The sequence below is a fragment of the Pseudomonas sp. GD03903 genome (assembly GCF_029840045.1).
GTDB lineage: Bacteria > Pseudomonadota > Gammaproteobacteria > Pseudomonadales > Pseudomonadaceae > Pseudomonas > Pseudomonas pseudonitroreducens.
In genome coordinates this window covers 202,859-218,515 of sequence record NZ_JAOCBT010000004.1, presented here as the reverse complement: position 1 = coordinate 218,515, position 15,657 = coordinate 202,859, and the positions used below count along the sequence as shown (strand labels likewise).

The 15,657-nt window shown below is 64.3% G+C and carries 15 protein-coding genes; 3 read left to right on the top strand and 12 right to left on the bottom strand.

The window, feature by feature from the left end; translation table 11 throughout:
* Positions 1-45: 45 nt before the first annotated feature.
* The 6 genes from N5C91_RS08025 to N5C91_RS08000 all read right to left on the bottom strand — a co-directional run bounded on the left by N5C91_RS08025 (position 46) and on the right by N5C91_RS08000 (position 5,969).
* Positions 46-1,164, bottom strand: a complete 1,119-nt coding sequence (locus tag N5C91_RS08025) for a Re/Si-specific NAD(P)(+) transhydrogenase subunit alpha (protein ID WP_054907497.1) — start codon at positions 1,162-1,164, stop codon at positions 46-48.
* A 615-nt stretch (positions 1,165-1,779) separates the two neighbouring features.
* A complete protein-coding gene (locus tag N5C91_RS08020; protein ID WP_236172266.1) occupies positions 1,780-2,415 on the bottom strand; it encodes an SCO family protein in 636 nt (211 codons plus the stop codon).
* A 132-nt stretch (positions 2,416-2,547) separates the two neighbouring features.
* The gene (cyoE, locus tag N5C91_RS08015) at positions 2,548-3,450 is read right to left on the bottom strand and encodes a heme o synthase (protein ID WP_236172265.1); all 903 of its coding nucleotides are present in this window, start codon (positions 3,448-3,450) and stop codon (positions 2,548-2,550) included.
* Between the two features lie 88 nt (positions 3,451-3,538).
* A complete protein-coding gene (locus N5C91_RS08010; protein WP_279828880.1) occupies positions 3,539-4,612 on the bottom strand; it encodes a COX15/CtaA family protein in 1,074 nt (357 codons plus the stop codon).
* Positions 4,613-4,663: 51 nt separating this feature from the next.
* The gene (locus N5C91_RS08005) at positions 4,664-5,227 is read right to left on the bottom strand and encodes a hypothetical protein (RefSeq protein ID WP_279828878.1); all 564 of its coding nucleotides are present in this window, start codon (positions 5,225-5,227) and stop codon (positions 4,664-4,666) included.
* Positions 5,205-5,969, bottom strand: coding sequence for an SURF1 family protein (locus tag N5C91_RS08000; protein WP_236172262.1), 765 nt, complete (start codon positions 5,967-5,969; stop codon positions 5,205-5,207). The genes N5C91_RS08005 and N5C91_RS08000 overlap by 23 nt, the downstream gene beginning before the upstream one ends.
* A gap of 44 nt (positions 5,970-6,013) precedes the next feature.
* Between N5C91_RS08000 and N5C91_RS07995 the strand changes: the two genes are divergently transcribed.
* Positions 6,014-6,223 carry a twin transmembrane helix small protein gene (locus tag N5C91_RS07995; RefSeq protein WP_236172261.1) on the top strand — a complete coding sequence of 70 codons (210 nt, stop codon included), beginning with the start codon at positions 6,014-6,016 and terminating at the stop codon, positions 6,221-6,223.
* 204 nt (positions 6,224-6,427) lie between these two features.
* On the opposite strand, the gene N5C91_RS07990 is transcribed toward N5C91_RS07995, so the two are convergent.
* The 4 genes from N5C91_RS07990 to coxB all read right to left on the bottom strand — a co-directional run bounded on the left by N5C91_RS07990 (position 6,428) and on the right by coxB (position 10,730).
* Positions 6,428-7,315, bottom strand: a complete 888-nt coding sequence (locus N5C91_RS07990) for a cytochrome c oxidase subunit 3 (RefSeq protein ID WP_138213360.1) — start codon at positions 7,313-7,315, stop codon at positions 6,428-6,430.
* A 22-nt stretch (positions 7,316-7,337) separates the two neighbouring features.
* Entirely contained in the window at positions 7,338-7,895 is a 558-nt protein-coding gene (locus N5C91_RS07985) for a cytochrome c oxidase assembly protein (RefSeq protein ID WP_081518891.1), read from the bottom strand.
* A gap of 104 nt (positions 7,896-7,999) precedes the next feature.
* Complete coding sequence (gene ctaD / locus N5C91_RS07980) at positions 8,000-9,595, bottom strand: cytochrome c oxidase subunit I (RefSeq protein ID WP_236172259.1); 1,596 nt, start codon at positions 9,593-9,595, stop codon at positions 8,000-8,002.
* A 10-nt stretch (positions 9,596-9,605) separates the two neighbouring features.
* A complete protein-coding gene (gene coxB / locus N5C91_RS07975; RefSeq protein ID WP_169889504.1) occupies positions 9,606-10,730 on the bottom strand; it encodes a cytochrome c oxidase subunit II in 1,125 nt (374 codons plus the stop codon).
* A 418-nt stretch (positions 10,731-11,148) separates the two neighbouring features.
* Between coxB and N5C91_RS07970 the strand changes: the two genes are divergently transcribed.
* Entirely contained in the window at positions 11,149-11,793 is a 645-nt protein-coding gene (locus N5C91_RS07970; protein ID WP_236172258.1) for a hypothetical protein, read from the top strand.
* A gap of 3 nt (positions 11,794-11,796) precedes the next feature.
* Here N5C91_RS07970 and N5C91_RS07965 read toward each other — a convergent pair whose 3' ends face one another.
* Positions 11,797-13,332 carry a SulP family inorganic anion transporter gene (locus N5C91_RS07965; RefSeq protein WP_279828870.1) on the bottom strand — a complete coding sequence of 512 codons (1,536 nt, stop codon included), beginning with the start codon at positions 13,330-13,332 and terminating at the stop codon, positions 11,797-11,799.
* 197 nt (positions 13,333-13,529) lie between these two features.
* Positions 13,530-14,246 (bottom strand): carbonic anhydrase, encoded by a 717-nt coding sequence (locus N5C91_RS07960; RefSeq protein ID WP_024763725.1) that lies wholly within the window; start codon positions 14,244-14,246, stop codon positions 13,530-13,532.
* A 402-nt stretch (positions 14,247-14,648) separates the two neighbouring features.
* Here N5C91_RS07960 and N5C91_RS07955 point away from each other — a divergent pair, with 402 nt between their 5' ends.
* Positions 14,649-15,656 carry a hypothetical protein gene (locus tag N5C91_RS07955; RefSeq protein ID WP_279828867.1) on the top strand — a complete coding sequence of 336 codons (1,008 nt, stop codon included), beginning with the start codon at positions 14,649-14,651 and terminating at the stop codon, positions 15,654-15,656.
* Position 15,657 lies beyond the last annotated feature (1 nt).

The window sequence follows — 15,657 nt, the reverse complement described above, 5'->3', positions numbered from 1 at the left end:
TCAGGGCCGGACGCGGGGTCCGGCGCGTTCTTATATAAGAAGGGCTCAGCCGTTCTTGCGCACGATCTGGCCGTCGCGGCACATCAGGCAGGCGGCGACGATGTCGTCTTCCATGTTCACCGTGAAGCCTTCGGCGGTCAGGGTGAGTTTGAGGAAGTCGAGCAGGTTGCGTGCGTAGAGTGCGGAGGCGTCCGCCGGTACCAGCGCGGCCAGGTTGCTCAGGCCGACGATGGTCACGCCGTTCTTGACCACCACCTGGTCGGCTTCGGTCAGCGGGCAGTTGCCGCCTTGCGAGGCCGCGAGGTCGATGACCACCGAGCCTGGCTTCATTTCGGCGACGGTCGCCTCGTGCAGCAGGGTCGGTGCCTTGCGGCCCGGAATCAGTGCGGTGGTGATGACGATGTCCGACTGCTTGGCGCGTTCGTGCACGGCCTTGGCCTGGCGTTCCATCCACGAGGCCGGCATCGGGCGGGCGTAACCGCCAACGCCTTCGGCGCACTCGCGCTCTTCATCGGTCTCGTAGGGCACGTCGACGAACTTGGCACCCAGGGACTCGATCTGCTCCTTCACCGCCGGACGGACGTCCGAGGCCTCGATCACCGCACCCAGGCGCTTGGCCGTGGCGATGGCCTGCAGGCCGGCAACGCCGGCGCCGAGGATCAGCACGCGAGCGGCCTTAACGGTGCCGGCGGCGGTCATCAGCATGGGCATGAAGCGCGGGTAATGGTGGGCGGCGAGCAACACGGCCTTGTAGCCGGCGATGTTGGCCTGGGAGGAGAGCACGTCCAGGCTCTGCGCGCGGGAAGTACGCGGCGCGGCTTCCAGGGCGAAGGCGGTGATACCGCGTTCGGCCATGCGGGCGATGTTCTCGTTGTTGAACGGATTGAGCATGCCAAGCAGCACGGCGCCGGACTTCATCTGCGCCAGCTCGCTTTCGCTGGGCGCGACAACCTTCAGCACCAGTTCCGCGCCGAGCGCATCGGCGGCAGTGCCGATCTTCGCGCCGACAGCTTCGTAGGCGGCATCCGGTTGGCTGGCGCTGACGCCCGCACCGCTCTGGATGACCACCTGATGGCCTTGCCCGATCAGTTTCTTGACCGTCTCCGGCGTTGCTGCGACCCGCGTCTCACCGGCTTGGGTCTCGAGGGGTACACCGATCTGCACTCGCAAATCTCCTGCGTGATCCTGGGATTGTCCGGGCTACTACGTTGGCGACCCGGGTTATCGAACTGGCAACGGTCTAGTTCTTATTCTCTGACCGGGCTGTGACCCGGTGGCCGCGGCATTGTGCAATCGAACCTGGAGGGCATCAAGAAGTTCTGGAGTGGTACGAAGCGATAACTACAAGTCACGTTCGGACCCGTAGTTTTCCAGTCACCACCGAGGCCGCGTGGACCCTGGTGTTTAGCCTAATTGCCTATTGTGACCGGACGGACATGTCATCCTCGCCGTGAATGACCACCCATCAGAGGCTCCCCATACCCACCGAAAGGCCCGGTAATCCTGCAACAGGCTCAGGCATAGGTGTTAATTAATGTTTCTAATATGGAGTATGAGTCATTACTGATGCCTGATTTCCTGTAGCAGATTTTTTACATTGACTACGGGGTCAGGAAAATCGCCAGGGAGCTTCAAGGCCGCGTATTACACCGCGCCAGAGCCATGGGAAGAGGTTTAGCAGAAAGTTCGTATTTTTCCGCTATCGGGGCGAATGGCGCAGAAAAAACAACGGCCACCGTTATCGGGTGGCCGTTGGGGGTGAGACACGGTGTCGCGGAGTCAGTTGCTGGCGCTGACCACGCTGGGCAACTGGGCGACCAGCTTGTCGTTGTGCAGCGGGGCGCGGATGAAGCCGTGCTGGGTGCCGTCCGGGCCGATCAGCACCAGGTTGCCGCTGTGGTCGACGGTGTAGTTGGGCTTGCTGGTGTCCGCCGGGATGTACGGGATGCTCATGGCGTTGGCCAGTTTCTGCACGTTCTCTTCCGAGCCGGTGATGCCCTTGAAGCCGGCGTTGAAGAAGCCGAGGTATTCCTTGATGCGCGGCGCAGTATCGCGGTGCGGGTCGACGCTGACGAACACCACCTGCAGGTTCTTCGCCACTTCCGGCGGCAGCTTGGTCTGCAGCTCGCGCAGTTGCGCCAGGGTGGTGGGGCAGACGTCCGGGCAGAAGGTGTAGCCGAAGAACAGCAGGGACCACTTGTCCTTCAGGCTGGAAGTCTGGAATGGCTGGCTGTCCTGGTCGGTGAAGGCGAGGTCGGGCACGCTGCGCGTTTGCGGCAGGATCACGATGCCGGCGTCGAGCAGCACGGTCGGGTCGAGCTGGTGGCGCTGGTTGAGCACCTTCTGGACGGTGAGGCCGAGGATCACGGCGACGATGGCGACGAGGATGAAGACGGTCTTGTTGACTCGGGTCATGGGGTACTCGTGGGTCGGGACGTCTGGGCTTTGTGCTGCTGTTCGTGCCGTTGGCAGGGGCGGTGATGTTCGCGAGCAAGCTCGCTCCTACAAACGGAGTTCCCCTGTAGGAGCGAGCTTGCTCGCGAATCCTCAGTAGTTCAGGTGCAGCGGCAGGTAATGGTCCACCAGCAGCGCGATGAACAGCAGGAACAGGTAGGCGATAGAGTACTTGAAGGTCTTGATCGCTGCATGGGGTCGGCTGCCGCAGTAGAGCGCCCAGGCCCAGTCGAGGAAGCGTGCGCCCAGGGCCAGCGCGGCGAGCAGGTAGACCAGCCCGGCCATGTGGATGGCGAAGGGCATCAGCGTCACGGCGAACAGCACCAGGGTGTAGAGCAGGATGTGCAGCTTGGTGTAGTGCTCGCCATGGGTCACCGGCAGCATCGGGATGTCGGCCTTGGCGTATTCGTCCTTGCGGTGCAGGCACAGGGCCCAGAAGTGCGGCGGGGTCCAGGCGAAGATGATCAGCACCAGCAGCAGCGGTTCGGCGGAGACCTGCCCGGTCACCGCGACCCAGCCCAACAGCGGCGGGGCGGCGCCGGCGAGGCCGCCGATGACGATGTTCTGCGGCGTGGCGCGCTTGAGGAAGCCGGTGTAGAGCGCCGCATAGCCCAGCAGCGAAGCCAGGGTCAGCCAGGCCGTCAACGGGTTGGTGAACACCAGCAGCACCGCCATCCCGGCCACCGACAGCAACATGGCAAAGCCCAGCGCGATGGGCGGCGAGACGCGTCCTTCGGCCAGCGGACGCTTGTGGGTGCGCGCCATGATCGAGTCGATGCGCCGGTCCACCACGTGGTTCACTGCCGCCGCGCCGCCGGCGCACAGGCCGATGCCGAGGTTGCCGAAGACCAGCACCTGCCAGGGTACGCCGGCCTTGGTAGCGAGCAGCATGCCGATCAGCGAGGTGATCAGCATGAGCAGCACGACCTTGGGCTTGGTCAGTTCGAGCAGGTCGCGCCAGCTGGCTTGGCTGGAAGTGCTGATGACGCTGGCCATGGGCATTTCTCCGTCTTTGTGCTGACTGCTTGGCTTGGATAGGGACCGGCGCGCCTCGGCACCGGCCATCGTACTCAACTGTGCAATCTCAACCTTGGGAGGGATAGGCCACCGGGCGCTCCAGGGCGTCCAGGGCAATCGGGCTGCCGGCGGGCAGCTCGACGCGTTTCGCCGCGGGTGCGCGCACCCGGTAGTTCACCAGTACCAGCATCAGCAGCAGGAAGGCGCCGCCGCCGTTGTGCGCCACTGCCACCGGCAGCGGCAGGTGCAGCAGGACGTTGCTGATGCCCAGGCCGATCTGCAGGGACAGCCCCAGCAGCATCAGCGCGGTGATGCCGATCAGGCCGTGGCGCTGGAGGTTCCAGGCCAGCAGCAGGATCACCGCGGTCACGCAGAGCGCGCCCATGCGGTGGGTCATGTGGATGGCCGTGCGGGCGTCGCTGTCGAGCTGGCCGCCGAGGTAGTTGGGGCCGATGTGCTGGGTGAGGTGGAAGCCGTTGGCGAAGTCCATGTTCGGCCACCATTCGCCATGGCACATCGGCAGGTCGATGCAGGCCACCGCCGCGTAGTTGCTGCTGACCCAGCCGCCGAGGGCGATCTGCCCGATCACCATCAGCAGAGCGACGGCTGCCAGTGCGCGCAGCTTCGCGGGTAACTGCAGCGGGGCGAAGGCCCCGGACAGGCGCAGGCTGAGCAGGAACAGCAGCGACAGCGTGGTGAAGCCGCCGAGCAGGTGCGCGGTGACGACTTGCGGCCAGAGCTTGAGGGTGACCGTCCACATGCCGAAGGCCGCCTGGGCGATCACTACGGCGAGCAGTAGTAGCGGCAGGCGCATGGGCTGGCCGTCGCGGCCGCGCCGTACCAGCGCGTGCACCGCCAGCCCGAGAATCAGCAGGCCGAGGCTGCCGGCGAAGTAGCGGTGGATCATCTCGTTCCAGCCTTTCTGCGCCTCCACCGGCGAGTCGGGGAAATGCATCTCGGCGTGGGCCAGTTGCGCCTCGTTCAGCGGTACGTGGACGAAGCCATAGCAGCCGGGCCAGTCCGGGCAGCCGAGACCGGCGTGGGTCAGGCGGGTGTAGGCGCCCAGCAGGATGACCACGAAGGCCAGCGCCGTGGCCAGCACGGCGAGGTAGAAGGCGGGTTTGCGTCTTGCCTGGATCATGCGTCGCTCCCGATCTTGTTGTTGTCTGGGGCTGGCGATGTCTCGACCGGCTTAACCGATGTTGGAAAGCTTCAGCAGCAACTGCAGGTCCTTGAGGATCGACTTGCCGTTGGCCTTGGCGTCATAGCGCAGCACCAGGTTGCCGTGGGGGTCGACGATCCACAGCTGCGGCTGGGCGCCGGTGTGCTGGTTGGGCGTCAGGCCCAGGCGTTGCAGGCGCGGGTAGTCCTTGTCGAGCAACCCCGTGAACTCGGCCGGCAGCGGCTTGGCGAAGGCCAGCGCGTGCTCGGCGCGGCTGGCTTCGCGGCCCAGGCCGATGTTGATCTGCCGCGCCAGGTAGACCAGTTGCTGGCAGTCGCTGGCGCAGGCCTCCGGTACGGTGACCAGCAATTGCCAATGCTCGCTCGACTGGTCGGCCTGTACGCCGAGGTCCGCCGGGGTCTGGCCGGTGGCAATCAGGTCGCCGCTGTAACTGCGTCCTTCGGGTACCCAGAACTGCAGCTTGTACATGGCGGTGGCGAGCAGCATCGGCCCCAGCACCATGCCGAGGATCAGCAGCAGTTGCACGCGGCCGCGGCGGCGGTTGGGGGCGTCAGGCAGAGTCATGGCGGTCATGGTCAAGGGTCTCCCGTGCGCGACGGATGCCGAGGTAGAGGTAAAGGGCGGACAGTGCGATAGCCAGGGCGAACCACTGCACGGCGTAGCCGACGTGGCGCTCCGGGGGCATGGCGACGATCGGCCAGTCGGTGTCGAAGGCGGCGTCGCCGGGTTCCAGGCGAATTTCCAGCGGGCTGCCTTCGCGGCCGAGCTGGTCCCACAGGAACGGGGCGTCCACCTGGGTGATCAGGCGCGGCCAGCTGGCGAGCGGGGCGCTTGGGCCGGCGGCTGGCGGGGCATAGGTCCAGGCGTCCAGCAGCAGGTCGTGATTGGGCGTATCGATCTTCGGTGGCACGCGACGGTCCGGCCAGGGCACCCAACCGCGGTTGACCAGCAGCCATTGGTGGCCGACGCGGTCGAAGAAGGGTTGCAGCACCTCGACACCGGCCTGGCCGTTGCGGGTGCGGTTGTCGAGCAGAGCGGTGTGCTCGGCGTCGAGCTGGCCCTGCAGGCGCACGCGAATGTAGCTGCGCGGTGGCTGGCGCTCGAGCTCGGCAATGCTGATCGGGTCCTGCAGGCGCTGGGCTTCGGCAACGGCGAGGAGGGTGCGTTTTTCAGCGGCGCGGGAGAGCTGCCAGAAGCCCAGGCCGATCAGCACCGGCAGCAGCGCGAGGACCACCAGGGTTGGCGCAATGCCCGGCCGGAAGGCGCGCGTGGCGCGGCCTTGGCGGTGCTCGGTAGCGTGCTGGCTATACTGCAAGACATCCCCCTCAACCCCAGTCCCCTGCGGACAGGAGGCCGGTAGTGCTCAAAGCTGCGATCGTTCTGTTGTTGCTGGCGACCGTCGTCAGTCTGTTCAGTGGTCTGTTCTTTCTGGTCAAGGACGAGGGCCACGGTTCGCGGGTGGTCAACGCGCTGACCGTGCGTGTCACCCTGACTGCCCTGACCGTCGCTCTGATCGCCTGGGGTTTCCTCAGCGGCCAACTCGGCAGCTCCGCCCCCTGGCATTTCTAGTTCCGTATTGCTCTGGGTAGGAGCAATCGTCTTCCTCTGAAGCCTTGTGCCTGCGTTCCCCCTCACCCCAGCCCTCTCCCTCAGGGAGAGGGGGCTTTGCGTGCCGGCTGACGTTACGGTTTCATCCTGCTCCGAACGGTCCCCTCTCCCTTTGGGAGAGGGTTAGGGTGAGGGGCTTTTGAGCTTGCCGCGGGCGGAACGTCCTCACAGCACGTAAACGAAGATGAACAGCCCGATCCACACCACGTCGACGAAGTGCCAGTACCAGCTGGCCGCCTCGAAGCCGAAGTGTTTGTCGGCGTCGAAGTGCCCGCGAATGATGCGGATCAGCATGATGCTCAGCATGATCGCGCCGATGGTCACGTGGGCGCCGTGGAAGCCGGTGAGCATGAAGAAGGTCGCGCCGTAGATGCCCGAGCCCAGGGTCAGGCCCAGCTCGCTATAGGCCTCGTGGTACTCGTAGGCCTGCAGCACGATGAAGCACGCGCCCAACGCCACCGTGGCGGCCAGCCACATCTTCAGCGGGCCGCGATGGTTCTTCTTCAGCGCGTGGTGGGCGAAGGTCACGGTGAAGCTGGAGGTGACCAGCAGCAGGGTGTTGATCAGCGGCAGCTTCCACGGATCGATCACTTCCTTGGGCGGCGGGAACAGCTTGTTGTCCGGGTTGTTCAGCTGCGGCCAGCCGGTTTCGAACTGCGGCCAGAGCATGTGCGAGATGCCATGGTGGCCTTCGCCGCCCAGCCATGGGTTGACGAAGTGGCGCACGTAGAACAGCGCGCCGAAGAAGGCGGCGAAGAACATCACCTCGGAGAAGATGAACCAGCTCATGCCCCAGCGGAACGAACGGTCCATCTGCGGGCTGTAGAGACCGCCGCGGCTTTCCTTGATGACGTTGCCGAACCAGCCGAACAGCATGTACGCCAGGATCAGCCCGCCGGCGAAGAAGATCCACGGGCCGTGGGAGTGCTCCTTGCCGGCGCTCATGTCGTTCATCCAGGTGCCGACGCCGAACATCGTCACCAGCATGCCGATGGTGGCGATGATCGGCCACTTGCTCTGCGCGGGGACGTAATAGGGATCGTGGGTTGCCATTGTTCTTGTTCTCCTTTGCCCTTCAGCGCTCGTTACTGGCCACGGGTGGCTTGCGGGCAGTGATGTCGAACAGCGTGTAAGCAAGCGTCAGGTGACGCACATCCTTGGGCAGATCGCGGTCGACGATGAAACGCACCGGCATTTCGATGCGCTCGCCCGGCTGCAGGACCTGCTGGGTGAAGCAGAAGCATTCGGTCTTGTGGAAATAGGTGGCCGCCACCGACGGCGCGATGCTCGGGATCGCCTGGGCAGTCATCGGCTTGTCGGTGGGGTTGTAGGCGACGAACAGCATCTGATTCACCGCGCCCGGATGCACCACCAGTTGCTCGGCCTCGGGGTGGAACTCCCAGACCATGTCGATGTTGTTGTTGGCGACGAACTGGATCTTCACTTCGCGCGACTGATCGACCACCTGGCCATCGCCCTGGTAGGCGCTGCCGGAGGTCTTGCCGTTGATCCCCAGCGCCTTGCACATCACGTCGTACAGCGGCACCAGGGCGAAGCCGAAAGCGAACATGGCGACCACGGCAATGACCAGCCGGGTCACCAGCTTGCGCGTTTCGATGTTGCCGTCGCTCATCTTGTTGTCCTCTTTTCGTAGGAGCGAGCTTGCTCGCGAATCACCCGGCACCGGGGTGCCCGGAAAAAGCGTTCGCGAGCAAGCTCGCTCCTACAGGAACATCGTTATTTCACTTCCGGAGGCGTGCTGAAGGTGTGGTACGGCGCGGGCGAGGGAATCGTCCACTCCAGGCCTTCCGCGCCATCCCAGGGTTTGGCCGGTGCTGGCGGGCCGCCGCGGATGCACTTGATGACGATGAACAGGAACAGCAGCTGCGTGGTGCCGAACATGAAGGCACCGATGGACGAGACCATGTTGAAGTCGGCGAACTGCAGGTTGTAGTCCGGAATCCGCCGCGGCATGCCGGCCAGGCCGACGAAGTGCATCGGGAAGAACGCCAGGTTCATGCCGATGAAGCTCATCCAGAAGTGCAGCTTGCCCAGGGTCTCGTCGTACATGTGGCCGGTCCATTTCGGCAGCCAGTAGTAGGCCGAGGCGAAGATGCCGAAGATCGCGCCGGGCACCAGCACGTAGTGGAAGTGCGCCACCACGAAGTAGGTGTCCTGGTACTGGAAGTCCGCCGGGGCGATGGCCAGCATCAGCCCGGAGAAGCCGCCGATGGTGAACAGGATGACGAAGGCCACGGCGAACAGCATCGGCGTCTCGAAGGTCAGCGAGCCCTGCCACATGGTCGATGCCCAGTTGAACACCTTCACCCCGGTGGGCACGGCGATCAGCATGGTCGCGTACATGAAGAACAGCTCGCCCACCAGCGGGATGCCGACCACGAACATGTGGTGCGCCCAGACGACGAAGGACAGGAAGGCAATCGACGCGGTGGCGTAGACCATCGAGGTGTAGCCGAACAGCGGCTTGCGGCTGAAGGCCGGGATGATCGAGCTGACGGCGCCGAACGCCGGCAGGATCATGATGTACACCTCGGGGTGGCCGAAGAACCAGAACACGTGCTGGAACAGCACCGGGTCGCCGCCGCCGGCCGCGCTGAAGAAGCTGGTGCCGAAGTGGATGTCCATCAGCATCATGGTCACGCAACCCGCCAGCACCGGCATCACCGCGATCAGCAGGAACGCGGTGATCAGCCAGGTCCAGACGAACAGCGGCATCTTCATCAGCGTCATGCCCGGGGCGCGCAGGTTGAGGATGGTGGCGATCACGTTGATCGCGCCCATGATCGAACTCATGCCCATCAGGTGGATGGCGAAGATGAAGAAGGTCACGCTGTGCGGCGCGAAGGTGGTGGAAAGCGGCGCGTAGAAGGTCCAGCCGAAGTTCGGGCCGCCGCCGGGCATGAACAGCGTGCTCACCAGCAGGCCGAAGGCCGCTGGCAGCAGCCAGAAGCTGAAGTTGTTCATCCGTGGCAGGGCCATGTCCGGCGCGCCGATCATCAGCGGCACCATCCAGTTGGCCAGGCCGACGAAGGCCGGCATCACCGCACCGAAGACCATCACCAGGCCGTGCATGGTGGTCATCTGGTTGAAGAACGCCGGCTCGACGATCTGCAGGCCCGGCTGGAACAGTTCGGCGCGGATCACCATGGCGAAGGAGCCGCCAAGCAGGAAGGCGCAGAAGCTGAACCACAGGTACAGCGTGCCGATGTCTTTGTGGTTGGTGGTCAGTACCCAGCGCATCAGGCCCTTGGCGGGGCCGTGGTGGTGGTCGCCGGCGTGAGAATGGTCGGGGTGATCGATCACTGTACTCATCGCGGCCTCCTTATTGTTGTTTCTGCTTGTAGGCGACCACGTCCTGCGGGGTCACCATGTCGCCGTCGTTGTTGCCCCAGGCGTTGCGCTCGTAAGTGATCACCGCGGCGATGTCGACTTCCGAGAGCTGTTTGCCGAAGGCCGCCATGGCCGTGCCCTGGACGCCGTTGAACACGGTTTCCAGGTGGTGCTCCTTGGGCCCGGTGACGATCTTCGAGCCCTTGAGCGCCGGGAACATCGGCGGCATGCCCTGGCCTTCAGGCTGGTGACAGGCGGCGCAGATGGTGTGGTAGACCTTGTCGCCACGGGCGACCAGCTCTTCCTTCGTCCATTCCTTGCTGGTCAGCTCCTTGAGCTTGACCGCCTCTTCCTTGCGCTCGGCCAGCCACTTGTCGAAGTCGGGCTTGGACTTCACGTCGACGACGATGGGCATGAAACCGTGGTCCTTGCCGCACAGCTCCGCGCATTGGCCGCGGTAGACGCCGGGCTGGTCGACCTTGGTCCAGGCCTCGTTGACGAAGCCGGGAATGGCATCGCGCTTGACCGCGAAGGCCGGCACCCACCAGGAGTGGATCACGTCGCTGGAGGTGACCAGGAAGCGCACCTTGACCCCGGCCGGCAGCACCAGCGGATTGTCCACCTCGAGCAGGTAGTGCTCGTCCTTGTCGGCCTTGTTGTGGATCTGGTCCTGCGGCGTGGCGAGGTTGGAGAAGAACTCCACATCCTGGCCCAGGTACTTGTATTGCCACTTCCACTGGTAGCCGGTGACCTGCACGTCCAGCTCGGGCTCCGAGGTGTCGTACATGTGGATCAGCGTCTTGGTGGCCGGGACGGCCATCACCACCAGGATCAGGAAGGGAATGACGGTCCAGAGGATTTCCACCGTGGTGCTCTCGTGGAAATGCGCGGGCTGCTGCCCGGTGGACCGACGGTGGACGATCATCGACCAGAACATCGCGCCGAAGACGACGATGCCGATGACCACGCAGATCCAGAAGATCGTCATGTGAAGATCGAAAACGTTACGGCTGACTTCCGTCGCACCGGGGGCCATGTTGACCGTCCAGGCGGCGTTTGCCTGACTGAAAGCCAAGAGCAAAAGGAAGCCCATCCAGACTCGTGGATGTCGCAGCATTCGGGTTCCCCTTATCGTTGTTTTTATCCCGCCGGCATAGCGCCCTGGCTGCGATCCCCATTGCAGAGGGGTCGAGCCTGAACAAGCCAACGGCCAAGGGAGTGACCGCCAAGACAACTTACCTTTGACGTCTTACCTCGGCAGCACGCAGGGCAGGCCGGGTCCATCAGGTTTTCGGTGTGTCGAAGCGGAGTATAGCCACGGGTTGCGACATAACAACGCAGAGTAAAAACTGTGTTTGAAAGACCGAAGTGTGATCTCAAAGCCACGGACGACGCGGGTTTGGAGTACCATGCTGGCCGTCTGATATGCCGTGCCGGCATAACCAGTTCATGAATATGACAATCGCGTCTTAGCTTCGCCCGGGGTGCGGCTAAGGTCTTTCTTCACTTTCCAAACCCGTTGTCTTGGAGTTGTCATGAACACCGCTGCACTGCGTGAGCTGATCCGGAATGCCCACCTGCTCGAATCCCGCCATGGCCATCTCGCCCGCCTGATCCAGAGCCAACTGCAAAGCCTGCACAAGAGCATCGCCCTGACCGGCGAGGACCCCAGCGGCACGCTGACGCGTTTCGTCCATGCCTACATCGAGCAGGTGCCGGATTTCCTCGATGCTGCCAACGCCGTGGCGCGAGCAGCCGGTATCGAGGACCGTATCAAGCCGGTGCTCAAGCTCGCCGAGCAGTTCTTCCTTACACCACCTGCGCTGCTCGACGGTCACGATGGCCTGGACGCGCTGCTGGACGAGTCCTACCTCGCCCACCGCCTGGTAGAGGAGGTAAATGACCGCTACATCGCCCACTTCAACCAGCCGCTGATCCCGCTGGACACCACCGTGGCCAACCTGGTGGCGCACCAGCTGATCGGCGAACCCTTCGCCAACCAGCTGGATGAGGCGGTGCACCACGCGGTCAATGGCATGCTCGACGACAGCACCTTCAGCGCCGAATCCGCTGTCAGCTACCGCGCGCGGCTCAACGACCCACAGGTGGTCATGGCCTGGCAGCAGTGGCCGTGCCTGTCGCGGCAGTTCGGTGTGGAGCTGGAGCTGGGCCGCGCCTGAGGCTCAGCCCGGGCTGTGCAGCGCGCGCAGCCGACCTTCCACGCGGCGGCGCAGGCCGTTGCCTTCGATGGACAGCCGGCAATCGCTGGCTGCGGCGCTGCGGCCCCAGTCTTCGAGCAGCTCCATGCACGCGTGATCGATGTAGTTCAGGTGTTGCAACGGCACGCGCAGGTGCGTTCCCGGCTTCACCGACTGCAGCGTCCGGGACAGCGCCGGCACCTTGAGGAAGGTGGCCGCGCCGACCAGACGCAGTTCGGCACCGGTGCCTTCCTCGTCGTAGCGCAGGCTGATCTTCAGCCGTGCGGCCTTGAACACCAGCTTCAGTAGCGTCAGCGCAAAGCCCAGCAGCACGCCGGTCAACAGATCGGTGGCGACGATCGCCAGTGCGGTCGCCGCATGCACCAGCATCGGCATGCGTCCATAGCGGCCCAGCGAGCGCAGCGCCTTCAGGTCCACCAGCTTGATGCCGGTGTAGACCAGCACACCCGCCAGGCTGGCAATGGGTATCTGCCGCAGCAGCCCGCCCAGCAGCACGACGAAGCCCAGTAGCCAGAGCCCATGGAAGATCGCCGCGGCGCGGCTGCGCGCGCCCGCCTGCACGTTGGCCGAGCTGCGCACGATCACCCCGGTCATCGGCAGCGCGCCGACCAGCCCGCAGAGCATGTTGCCCACACCCTGGGCGCTCAGCTCGCGGTCCATGTCCGAGCGTGGGCCGTTGTGCATACGGTCCACGGCGGCGGCTGAGAGCAGCGTCTCGGCGCTGGCGATGAAGGCGACCACCACCGCGGCCAATAGAATGGCCGGGTCGAGCAGAGCGCCAAGATCGCCGGGGCGAATCCAGTCGATGGCATCGCCAAGGTTCTGCGGCACGCTCACCCGCAGCACGTCGAGTTCCAGGGCGATGCTCGCCAACGTCGCCAGGCTCACGCCGATCAGGGCGCCGGGCAGCATGCGCAGCCGGCGCGGTTTGAAACGCTCCCACAACGCCATGCAGGCCATGGTGCCGAGCCCGAGCAGCGCCGCATCGAAACCGCTGGTTTCGGACAGGAGCGCGGCCGGGAACGCCAGCAGGTTATCCAGCCCGGACGCCTGCGGCTTGAGATCGAGCATCACGTGCACCTGCGACAGCACGATGAGAATGCCGATGCCGGCGAGCATTCCATAGACCACCGCCGGCGAGGTCACGCGGAACCAGCAGCCCAGGCGCAGCCTGCCCGCCAGCAGCTGCAGCGCGCCGGCCAGCAGCAGGATCGGCCCGAGCATGGCCATGCCGTGGGCGCGCACCAGTTCGAAGACCAGCACCGCAAGCCCCGCCGCCGGGCCGCTCACCTGCAGCGGCGAGCCGGCGAGAAAGCCGACGACCAGGCCGCCGATGATGCCGGTCACCAGCCCCTTGGCCGGTGGCATGCCCGAGGCGATGGCGATGCCCATGCATAGCGGCAGGGCGACGAGAAACACCACCACCGACGCGAGCAGGTCGCGCGGCAGTGCTTGGCGCAGTTGGGAAAATCCGCATGGAACAGAGTGGGAGGCCGACATGGCGCTGTTCTCCTTCGAGCATTTTTCGGGCGCGCGAAAGCCCACGACGCCGGTCTCGACCGCATCGACACGCGCAATTCAAAGGGATGGCGAACGCAGTGGCTGCGTACGCCTCAGGCAGGGATCAAGGCAGAAGCGGGGCGCGGCGTTTGTTCTGCTGGGCCGCCGCGCCCCGGGTGCGTGCTGGTATCAGCCGCTTATTGCGGGGAATAGCGCGGGCGTGGGGTGGCGCTGGGCGTCGGGCCTTCGCCGTCGAGGGCGCGGAAGCGGCCTTCCTGGGCATCGTAGGCCTTGATGGCGCTGGTCTCGATGTCGTACACCCAGCCGTGGATGAACAGCTGGCCGGAAGCCAGGCGCGCGGCCACGGACGGGTGGGTCTTCAGGTGATCGAGCTGGGCCACCACGTTCTCCTCGGTGAGCACGCCCAGGTGTTCCTGGGTCGCGCAACCGCAGGTCTGCGCGACCACGGTGCGGGCCACTTCGGCATGGCGCAGCCAGGCTTTCACCGTCGGCATGCCTTCCAGTGTTTGCGGCGCCAGCACCGCCTTCATCGCGCCACAGTCGGAGTGACCGCAGACGATGATGTGCTGCACGCCCAGGGCCATCACCGCGAATTCGATGGCGGTGGATACGCCACCGTTCATCTGGCCGTAGGGTGGCACGACGTTGCCGACGTTGCGGGTAACGAACAGGTCGCCCGGCGAGCTTTGGGTGATCAGCTCAGGGACGATGCGCGAGTCGGCGCAGGTAATGAACATGGCGCGCGGGTTCTGCGCATGGGCCAGTTTCTTGAACAGTTCTTCCTGTTGCGGGAAGACGTCGTGACGGAACTGACGGAAACCCTCGACGATATGGCGAAGCGCCTCGTCGGCAGATTCGTGGGCGTGATCCTCACCGTGCGTTTTGTCGTTCATGTATCAGCCTCGAAGAATGACGAAGAATTTTCCCACGTCAGCCGACGCTCTCCCTGGGGAGAAAAGGCACAGGCGTGGGAAAAAATCTGTTGTGACCGGTAAGTCACTTTGTGCTCAAACCCTAGGTCAGGAAGATTAAACCAAAATTAAAAAATCGCTCTGGAATGAGCTTTTGCATGATGTTTCGCCGATATTTCACGATGATATCGGCAAGCTATCATGGCGATGAAATGTCACACTGCAACTGTGATGATGGCGATGTTCTGCTTTTGGGCAATATGCCATTATCCGCTGCGATTTCTGTCAGACCCGGACCACCGGGCCTCTTGCTTGGTCAGGATGACGAGCGTGGCGCACGACGCCGGACCCTTCCCTACCCCCCCAGGAAACAAGGATGTGACCATGCAAGACATCTACAAGATGGCTGGCCATGCGGCCGCGAGCGCGGTGCAAACGGTCAGCGGCGGCGAGCTGCTGATGCCGATGTTCCACTGCCTGGAGCCGGACGGCCGGCTCAAGATGGTGGTGCTGATGGCGGACACCGGCGAGGAAGCCATGCAGGCGGGCCAGCGCATGTACCAGGAAAACACCCAGCAGGCCCAGGGTGCGGTATGGATCGTCGATGGCTTTGTGACCCACAAGGAGGTTGGCAAGGTCGACGCACTGATTCTGAACATTGTTTCCTACGCCGAACCGCGCCGTGAGATGCAACTGGCTGTTCCCTATCGCCATGCCCACAGCCACGAAGGCTTCGCCGTGTTCAAGCCGAAACTGCTGGGCGTGACCGGTATTGCCCAGAACGAGCTGCAAGCGCTGATCGATGCCTTCTATGAAGGGCGTGACGGAAATGCCGAAGGCCGGGCGATCTGGAAGGAGCACCAGCAGGACCAGATCACCGGCATGACCGGCTTCGCCGGTTTCTCCAGCGAGGAGTGGAAGCATCTGCGCGAGGCGCCTGTGGCGATCTTCTGCATGGTCGCCAGCGCCGAAGGCGAGATCGACGCCAAGGAGGCCCAAGCCTTCGGCAAGCTGTTCAAGGAATCCGGCAAATACCCCAGCGTGCTGATGCAGCGCGTGATGACCGAGCTCAGCCCGGATACGCCCAGCGGCCGTGCGGTGCTGATGGACTTCCTGCAGCGTTTCTCCGACCCCGAGTTCAACCGCCTGCAGTACCTGGTCGACGTCAATCGACTGCTGGGGCAGCAGGTCAGCGACGCTGACGCGGCGGCCTTCAAGGCGGACCTGCTGGCGCTGGGCAAGGCCGTGGCGGAGTCCTCCGGCGGCTTTTTCGGCTTCGGCAGCAAGGTCAGCAAGGAGGAAAAGAACGTGCTGGTGGTCATCGAAAGATTGCTCAACTCGCCGCTGCAGCTCGCCCAGATGATGGCGGACCTGGTGGCTCCCGACCGCTGAT